General features: G+C 57.8%; 4 protein-coding genes and 4 pseudogenes. 5 read left to right on the forward strand and 3 right to left on the reverse strand.

Going from position 1 to position 7,835, the window contains the following annotated elements; all coding sequences use genetic code 11:
* Positions 1 to 56: 56 nt before the first annotated feature.
* Positions 57 to 338 (forward strand): annotated as a pseudogene (locus tag ACP15P_RS22965) (transposase); the annotation flags it as partial.
* A 232-nt stretch (positions 339 to 570) separates the two neighbouring features.
* On the opposite strand, the gene ACP15P_RS22970 reads toward ACP15P_RS22965, so the two are convergent.
* Positions 571 to 1,593 (reverse strand): IS110 family RNA-guided transposase, encoded by a 1,023-nt coding sequence (locus ACP15P_RS22970; RefSeq protein ID WP_106473601.1) that lies wholly within the window; start codon positions 1,591 to 1,593, stop codon positions 571 to 573.
* Between the two features lie 78 nt (positions 1,594 to 1,671).
* Between ACP15P_RS22970 and ACP15P_RS22975 the strand changes: the two are divergent.
* The 3 genes and pseudogenes from ACP15P_RS22975 to ACP15P_RS22985 all read left to right on the forward strand — a co-directional run.
* A pseudogene (locus ACP15P_RS22975) lies at positions 1,672 to 2,526 on the forward strand (IS3 family transposase); the annotation flags it as partial.
* A gap of 452 nt (positions 2,527 to 2,978) precedes the next feature.
* Complete coding sequence (locus tag ACP15P_RS22980) at positions 2,979 to 4,508, forward strand: amidohydrolase (protein WP_424930759.1); 1,530 nt, start codon at positions 2,979 to 2,981, stop codon at positions 4,506 to 4,508.
* A 23-nt stretch (positions 4,509 to 4,531) separates the two neighbouring features.
* Positions 4,532 to 4,789 (forward strand): putative hemolysin, encoded by a 258-nt coding sequence (locus ACP15P_RS22985; protein WP_244614873.1) that lies wholly within the window; start codon positions 4,532 to 4,534, stop codon positions 4,787 to 4,789.
* 520 nt (positions 4,790 to 5,309) lie between these two features.
* Here ACP15P_RS22985 and ACP15P_RS22990 read toward each other — a convergent pair.
* Positions 5,310 to 6,164 (reverse strand): annotated as a pseudogene (locus ACP15P_RS22990) (IS3 family transposase); the annotation flags it as partial.
* A 78-nt stretch (positions 6,165 to 6,242) separates the two neighbouring features.
* Between ACP15P_RS22990 and ACP15P_RS22995 the strand changes: the two are divergent.
* The gene (locus ACP15P_RS22995; RefSeq protein WP_106473601.1) at positions 6,243 to 7,265 is read left to right on the forward strand and encodes an IS110 family RNA-guided transposase; all 1,023 of its coding nucleotides are present in this window, start codon (positions 6,243 to 6,245) and stop codon (positions 7,263 to 7,265) included.
* A gap of 232 nt (positions 7,266 to 7,497) precedes the next feature.
* On the opposite strand, the pseudogene ACP15P_RS23000 reads toward ACP15P_RS22995, so the two are convergent.
* Positions 7,498 to 7,779: pseudogene (locus ACP15P_RS23000) on the reverse strand (transposase); the annotation flags it as partial.
* Between the last annotated feature and the right edge of the window lie 56 nt (positions 7,780 to 7,835).

Genomic DNA, 7,835 nt, shown 5'->3' on the forward strand with positions numbered 1-7,835 from the left:
TGATCCTCCCCCACTGAAGTGGTCCGCCGCTATGTTTAGAAAACGGAGGATTCACGATGGGAAATAAGCGACACAAGCCCGAGGAAATTGTCACGAAGTTACGGCAGGTTGAGGTGCTTGTCGGGCAAGGAATGGCGCGGGTTGATGCTATCCGTGAGGTTCGCATAACCGAACAGACCTATTATCGCTGGCGCAAGCAATATGGTGGGATGGGAACCGACCAACTTAGGGAACTAAAACGCCTTCAGAAGGAGAACGAACGGCTGAGAAAGGCTGTGTCCGACCTCACTCTGGACAAGTTGATCTTGGCGGAAGCTGCGAAGGGAAATGTATGGTCCGCCCGCGATATGCAATCTCAGATTTCGATGCGCTGAACTGTTGCGTCAATGTATCCGGCCTCTGTGTGGAGCACTCAGCTCCGGGCCTTGATGGGTATCCGCTGCCGCATATTGCTTGATACTAGCTCGGCCAGAACTGGCCAGTTTCCCTCTTCAGCATCTATGCGTGGCGGATCGTTGCAGCGCCATCTCCTCTCACATCGCACATCATTCTTGGGCTTCAGGCTTACGATTAAGCCGGAAGCGATCTGTATTCCGTTTCATTGGCCAATACTGACCAGGCAATTCGCGCCAGTTTGTTTGCCAAAGCCACGGTGGCGATATTCTTGTGGGTTCGCTGTTCAAGGTCATTAAGCCATGTTCCAATCCGGTGCGTCGAACGGTTCCCGTTCATTTTGAAGCTCCGGGCGCCATGGATGAACATTCGGCGGAGATATGTATTCCCGCGCTTTGTGATGCCGCCCAATCTGGTCCTGCCGCCGGTCGACATTTGCCTTGGCACCAACCCGAGCCATGTTGCAAAGTCCCGCCCTCTTCCAAAGGCTGATCCGTCTGCGACGGCCGCAATCGTTGCTGTCGCGACCAACGGTCCGACACCTGGTACTGTCATCAGGCGTTGGCAGGCCGGATCTTTCTTGGCAAGAGCCTCGAGTTCTTGGGTGAGGGTCCGAACGGCAGCATCTGTTGACTGCCATTCTGCCCAGAGACCCGAGATTAGGGTTCGCATGGCTGGCGACACGGTTGTGTTCTCTTCTTCAAGAAGGTTCTGAACCACACCTCGCAATCCGCCACGCCCTTGGCGCATGGTAATCCCATGTTCAACCAAAAGCCCTCGGATTTGATTGCTGACAGCAGTGCGACGGCCTACCAGACGGTCCCGAACGCGATGAACAGCCTGTAATTCTAGCTGTTCTCGTGTCTTGATCGGAACGAACCGCATTGTCGGTCTTTGGACCGCCTCGCAGATTGCTTCGGCATCAAGAAAGTCGTTCTTCTGAGTTCTGAGATATGGCTTCACATATTGGGCCGGCATCAAACGCGCATCATGGCCCAACTCTGTTAGAGTACGCGCGATATAGTGGGCGCTGGCACAAGCCTCCATTCCGACCAAACACGGTGGCAGGGACCGAAACAGCGCGAACAGTTGTGGTCTGGTGTACTTCCTGCGCTTTACGATGTGCCCTTGGACGTCCATCGCCACGACGTGAAAAACATTCTTGCCGAGATCGATCCCGACGACTGCAAACTCTGACATGATCCTTTCCTCTTTTTTTGATCTATAGGGAGGATGACCTGAACAGTCGCTCTCCCGAAAGGGCGGACCATCCCATTACTTCTAAGCCCCGCGCGTCGCCGGACTTGTATCGATCACGTGCGAAGCCAGTTCCGGATTTCTGAACGTCGAGCCTGTCGTGTGCTGAAGCAACACCGATCTACACAACGAAAGTTGCCTCGGGGCCGAGCCGATGAAGAGAAACTGGCCGCGGATATGATTGAGCTGGCACGTCAGTATGGCCGATACGGTTACCGCCGGATCGCGGCATTGCTGAGAGATGGAGGCTGGCAAATCAACGACAAGCGTGTGGAGCGTCTGTGGCGACGTGAGGGGCTGAAAGTGCCAATGAAACAACCGACGAAAGGGCGGCTCTGGCTGAATGATGGATCATGCGTTCGGCTCCGGCCCGAGCATCGCAATCACGTCTGGTCTTATGACTTCGTGCATCATCGAACCGACGATGGGAAGGTGTTCCGCACTTTGAACATCCTCGACGAACACAGCCGGGAATGTCTGGCAATCAGGGTAAAGCGCAAGCTGAACTCTGGCGATGTGATCGACGCCTTGAGCGACCTGTTCATCCTGCGCGGTGTGCCTTCCTATATCCGCTCTGACAACGGCCCAGAGTTCATTGCTCAGGCGGTTCAGGACTGGATTAAAGCCGTTGGCGCCAAGACCGCCTACATCCAGCCGGGCAGCCCCTGGGAGAACGGATACTGCGAAAGCTTCAACGCCCGGTTCCGCGACGAGTTTCTAAACGGTGAGGTCTTCTACAGCCTGCGCGAGGCTCAAATCCTGATCGAACAATGGAGGAAACACTACAACACCAAACGACCGCATAGTGCTCTGGGCTACCGCCCGCCGGCGCCGGAAACCGTCGTCCCGATGGACCAGAGGCCAATCATGCACTAACAATCAAACTGGACCACTTGGGTGGGGCTGATCAATCCGTCGTGTCTCACTTAAAATGCATTTGACACAGTGAGCTGGGAGGCTTGAACAAAATGACCAACTTGAACCGGAGAACTTTTGTCTGGGCCAGTCTGTTGGGAGCGACGTCACTGACGCCGGCGGGGCGGGCCATCGCGCTAACTGGATCGTTGCAAGACGTGGGAAGCCTCGCAATGGCCGCACCAAAGGCTACCATCTACACCGCTCGCGAGATCGTCACGCTGGAGCCGACGCAGCCGTCCGCCGAGGCGGTGGCGGTCGTAGGCGGGCGAATCCTCTGGGTCGGGAGCCTCGAGGAGACGACCGCGATCCTCGGCGACCAGCCCCACGACGTCGACACGACCTTCGCCGACCACGTGATCGTTCCGGGCTTCGTGGCCCAGCATGACCACCCGGTGCTCGCCGCGCTGACCATGTCGTCAGAGATCCTGTCGATCGAGGACTGGGTCCTGCCCTCGGGGACTGTGCCGGCCGTGAAGGACAAGCAGGACTTCATTGACCGGCTGACGGCCGCCGTCGCGGCGGCGCCCGGTTCCGGCGAGCCGGTCCTGACATGGGGCTATCATCCGGCGTTCTACGGCTCCCTGACCCGAGCCGAGCTCGACGCCATCAGCACAACCCGGCCGATCCTCGTCTGGGGTCGCTCTTGTCATGAGTTCTTCCTGAACACCGCCACACTCGAGCGCTGCGGGCTTACCCGCGAAGCCTACGCGGCCTTCTCCGCGTCAGCGAGGGAGCAGAGCAACTACGAGGATGGCCACTATTGGGAACAGGGTATGTTCGCGATCCTGCCCCACATCGCTACGATGGTGGCAAGCCCCGAGAGGCTTCAGGCCGGTCTTGAACTCAGCAGGGACTACATGCACGCCAAGGGGATTACCTTCGGCAACGAGCCGGGCGGCATTCTTGCCAAACCCGTTCAGGACGGAGTTAACGCCGTCTTCTCGAGCCCCGACATGCCGTTTCGCTGGTCCTTCATGCCGGACGGCAAGAGCATGGTCGGCATGTATGCCGACGACGCGCAGGTCATTGCCGAGACCGAGAAGCTCGCCTCTTGGTATGGCGGCATGACGGGTATGACGTCGAAGCAGGTCAAGCTCTTCGCAGACGGGGCTATCTATTCGCAGCTTATGCAGGTGCGCGATCCCTACCTCGATAGCCACACGGGCGAGTGGATGATGGACCGGGACGTCTTCGAGCGCGCCTTCCGGATTTACTGGGACGCAGGCTACCAGATCCACATCCACGTCAACGGCGATGAGGGTTTGAACCGCGTTCTCGACACCCTCGAGACCAACCTGCGGCGCAAACCGCGCTACGATCACCGGACCGTGCTCGTGCATTTCGCGGTGAGCGGCGCCGATCAGGTCAGCCGCATCAAGGCGCTTGGTGCCATCGTCAGCGGCAATCCCTACTACGTCGCGGCGCTGGCCGATCAATACGGGAAGGTGGGCCTCGGCCCAGAGCGCGCGGACGAGATGGTGCGCCTCGGCGACGTCTCGCGGGCGGGTATCCCGTGGTCGCTCCACTCCGACATGCCTATGGCACCGGCCGATCCTTTGTTCCTTATTTGGTGCGCGGTGAACCGCCTGACGACCTCGGGCCGGATCGCGGGGCCGGACCAACGCGTGACCGTCGAGGAAGCGCTGCGTGGGGTCACCATCGAGGCGGCTTACTCGCTGAAGCTCGAGGACGAGATCGGGACGATCTCTCCCGGCAAGCGGGCAAACTTCACTATCCTCGATGCGAACCCCCTCTCAGTCGACGCGATGGAGATCCGAAACGTCGGCGTCTGGGGCACGGTTATGGAAGGACGGATACTTCCCGCAGGTGGGGCGGAGCGGAAAGCCTCGCTTGATCTGCCGGGGGAAAGCAAGGCGGAACGGGCGTTCATGGAAGCTGCTCTGCACCACGCGTTGACGGTCGCCCATGGCCCGCATTGATCCGAAGTTGAAAGGGAGCAAATATGAATGTTGAAAGCAAAGTACTGGGAATCTTGTTTCTCACAGTCGGTGTGGCCATGACCGGCTGTTCTCCGGAGACGGCCGAGGATGAACAGCCGTCGGCAACAGCTCTTGCTAACCCCGCTGCGAACTACTGCGTCGAAAATGGTGGAACATACGAGATCCGTCGTGCCGCCGACGGCTCGCAGACCGGGGTCTGCATCCTCGAGGACGGCGCCGAGGTCGAAGCCTGGGACTATTTCAGGGAAAAGGCGGGATGAAGTGACGGCGGTCGTTGGGTACCGCATGCGTTGATGACCGCTTTGTACCAGAAGCGCCGGCCGGAACGGTCGGTTCGAATGTCTGGAAGATCCCGCAGACCGTCAGTTCGATCTAGTCCAGATCTTGCACTTGCAGCGAAGGTCCGCAAAGCGGGCTGCGAACGCAGCATCACGAGCATAGGGTGAAGGTCCGATTAGGGCCGGTTTCATTCCAACCTTCTCGCCCGTTCTGCCATCCGCTGAACCACTGAAATAGTCGCAGCGCCCGCCTGACTTATCCCAGCCCCGGCGATCTCAGCATTCGACCTCGTCCCAAACCGTGCCCGCGCCCGTGAGCCCTTGCTTCCGATCAAACCCTTGGCGAACCCGCCAGGACTGGGAATGCTCGGCGGTCCGGCCATCATGAAGTTGCCCGAGATTGAGCGGACGATCAGCGGAGTGGCGATGATCATGCCGCCTGCGAGAAACATCATCATGAAGAAGGGCTGATCAGCCCCACCCAAGTGGTCCAGTTTGATTGTTAGTGCATGATTGGCCTCTGGTCCATCGGGACGACGGTTTCCGGCGCCGGCGGGCGGTAGCCCAGAGCACTATGCGGTCGTTTGGTGTTGTAGTGTTTCCTCCATTGTTCGATCAGGATTTGAGCCTCGCGCAGGCTGTAGAAGACCTCACCGTTTAGAAACTCGTCGCGGAACCGGGCGTTGAAGCTTTCGCAGTATCCGTTCTCCCAGGGGCTGCCCGGCTGGATGTAGGCGGTCTTGGCGCCAACGGCTTTAATCCAGTCCTGAACCGCCTGAGCAATGAACTCTGGGCCGTTGTCAGAGCGGATATAGGAAGGCACACCGCGCAGGATGAACAGGTCGCTCAAGGCGTCGATCACATCGCCAGAGTTCAGCTTGCGCTTTACCCTGATTGCCAGACATTCCCGGCTGTGTTCGTCGAGGATGTTCAAAGTGCGGAACACCTTCCCATCGTCGGTTCGATGATGCACGAAGTCATAAGACCAGACGTGATTGCGATGCTCGGGCCGGAGCCGAACGCATGATCCATCATTCAGCCAGAGCCGCCCTTTCGTCGGTTGTTTCATTGGCACTTTCAGCCCCTCACGTCGCCACAGACGCTCCACACGCTTGTCGTTGATTTGCCAGCCTCCATCTCTCAGCAATGCCGCGATCCGGCGGTAACCGTATCGGCCATACTGACGTGCCAGCTCAATCATATCCGCGGCCAGTTTCTCTTCATCGGCTCGGCCCCGAGGCAACTTTCGTTGTGTAGATCGGTGTTGCTTCAGCACACGACAGGCTCGACGTTCAGAAATCCGGAACTGGCTTCGCACGTGATCGATACAAGTCCGGCGACGCGCGGGGCTTAGAAGTAATGGGATGGTCCGCCCTTTCGGGAGAGCGACTGTTCAGGTCATCCTCCCTATAGATCAAAAAAAGAGGAAAGGATCATGTCAGAGTTTGCAGTCGTCGGGATCGATCTCGGCAAGAATGTTTTTCACGTCGTGGCGATGGACGTCCAAGGGCACATCGTAAAGCGCAGGAAGTACACCAGACCACAACTGTTCGCGCTGTTTCGGTCCCTGCCACCGTGTTTGGTCGGAATGGAGGCTTGTGCCAGCGCCCACTATATCGCGCGTACTCTAACAGAGTTGGGCCATGATGCGCGTTTGATGCCGGCCCAATATGTGAAGCCATATCTCAGAACTCAGAAGAACGACTTTCTTGATGCCGAAGCAATCTGCGAGGCGGTCCAAAGACCGACAATGCGGTTCGTTCCGATCAAGACACGAGAACAGCTAGAATTACAGGCTGTTCATCGCGTTCGGGACCGTCTGGTAGGCCGTCGCACTGCTGTCAGCAATCAAATCCGAGGGCTTTTGGTTGAACATGGGATTACCATGCGCCAAGGGCGTGGCGGATTGCGAGGTGTGGTTCAGAACCTTCTTGAAGAAGAGAACACAACCGTGTCGCCAGCCATGCGAACCCTAATCTCGGGTCTCTGGGCAGAATGGCAGTCAACAGATGCTGCCGTTCGGACCCTCACCCAAGAACTCGAGGCTCTTGCCAAGAAAGATCCGGCCTGCCAACGCCTGATGACAGTACCAGGTGTCGGACCGTTGGTCGCGACAGCAACGATTGCGGCCGTCGCAGACGGATCAGCCTTTGGAAGAGGGCGGGACTTTGCAACATGGCTCGGGTTGGTGCCAAGGCAAATGTCGACCGGCGGCAGGACCAGATTGGGCGGCATCACAAAGCGCGGGAATACATATCTCCGCCGAATGTTCATCCATGGCGCCCGGAGCTTCAAAATGAACGGGAACCGTTCGACGCACCGGATTGGAACATGGCTTAATGACCTTGAACAGCGAACCCACAAGAATATCGCCACCGTGGCTTTGGCAAACAAACTGGCGCGAATTGCCTGGTCAGTATTGGCCAATGAAACGGAATACAGATCGCTTCCGGCTTAATCGTAAGCCTGAAGCCCAAGAATGATGTGCGATGTGAGAGGAGATGGCGCTGCAACGATCCGCCACGCATAGATGCTGAAGAGGGAAACTGGCCAGTTCTGGCCGAGCTAGTATCAAGCAATATGCGGCAGCGGATACCCATCAAGGCCCGGAGCTGAGTGCTCCACACAGAGGCCGGATACATTGACGCAACAGTTCAGCGCATCGAAATCTGAGATTGCATATCGCGGGCGGACCATACATTTCCCTTCGCAGCTTCCGCCAAGATCAACTTGTCCAGAGTGAGGTCGGACACAGCCTTTCTCAGCCGTTCGTTCTCCTTCTGAAGGCGTTTTAGTTCCCTAAGTTGGTCGGTTCCCATCCCACCATATTGCTTGCGCCAGCGATAATAGGTCTGTTCGGTTATGCGAACCTCACGGATAGCATCAACCCGCGCCATTCCTTGCCCGACAAGCACCTCAACCTGCCGTAACTTCGTGACAATTTCCTCGGGCTTGTGTCGCTTATTTCCCATCGTGAATCCTCCGTTTTCTAAACATAGCGGCGGACCACTTCAGTGGGGGAGGATCA

This window comes from Amaricoccus tamworthensis, from assembly GCF_049800875.1.
GTDB classification, from domain to species: Bacteria; Pseudomonadota; Alphaproteobacteria; order Rhodobacterales; family Rhodobacteraceae; genus Amaricoccus; species Amaricoccus tamworthensis.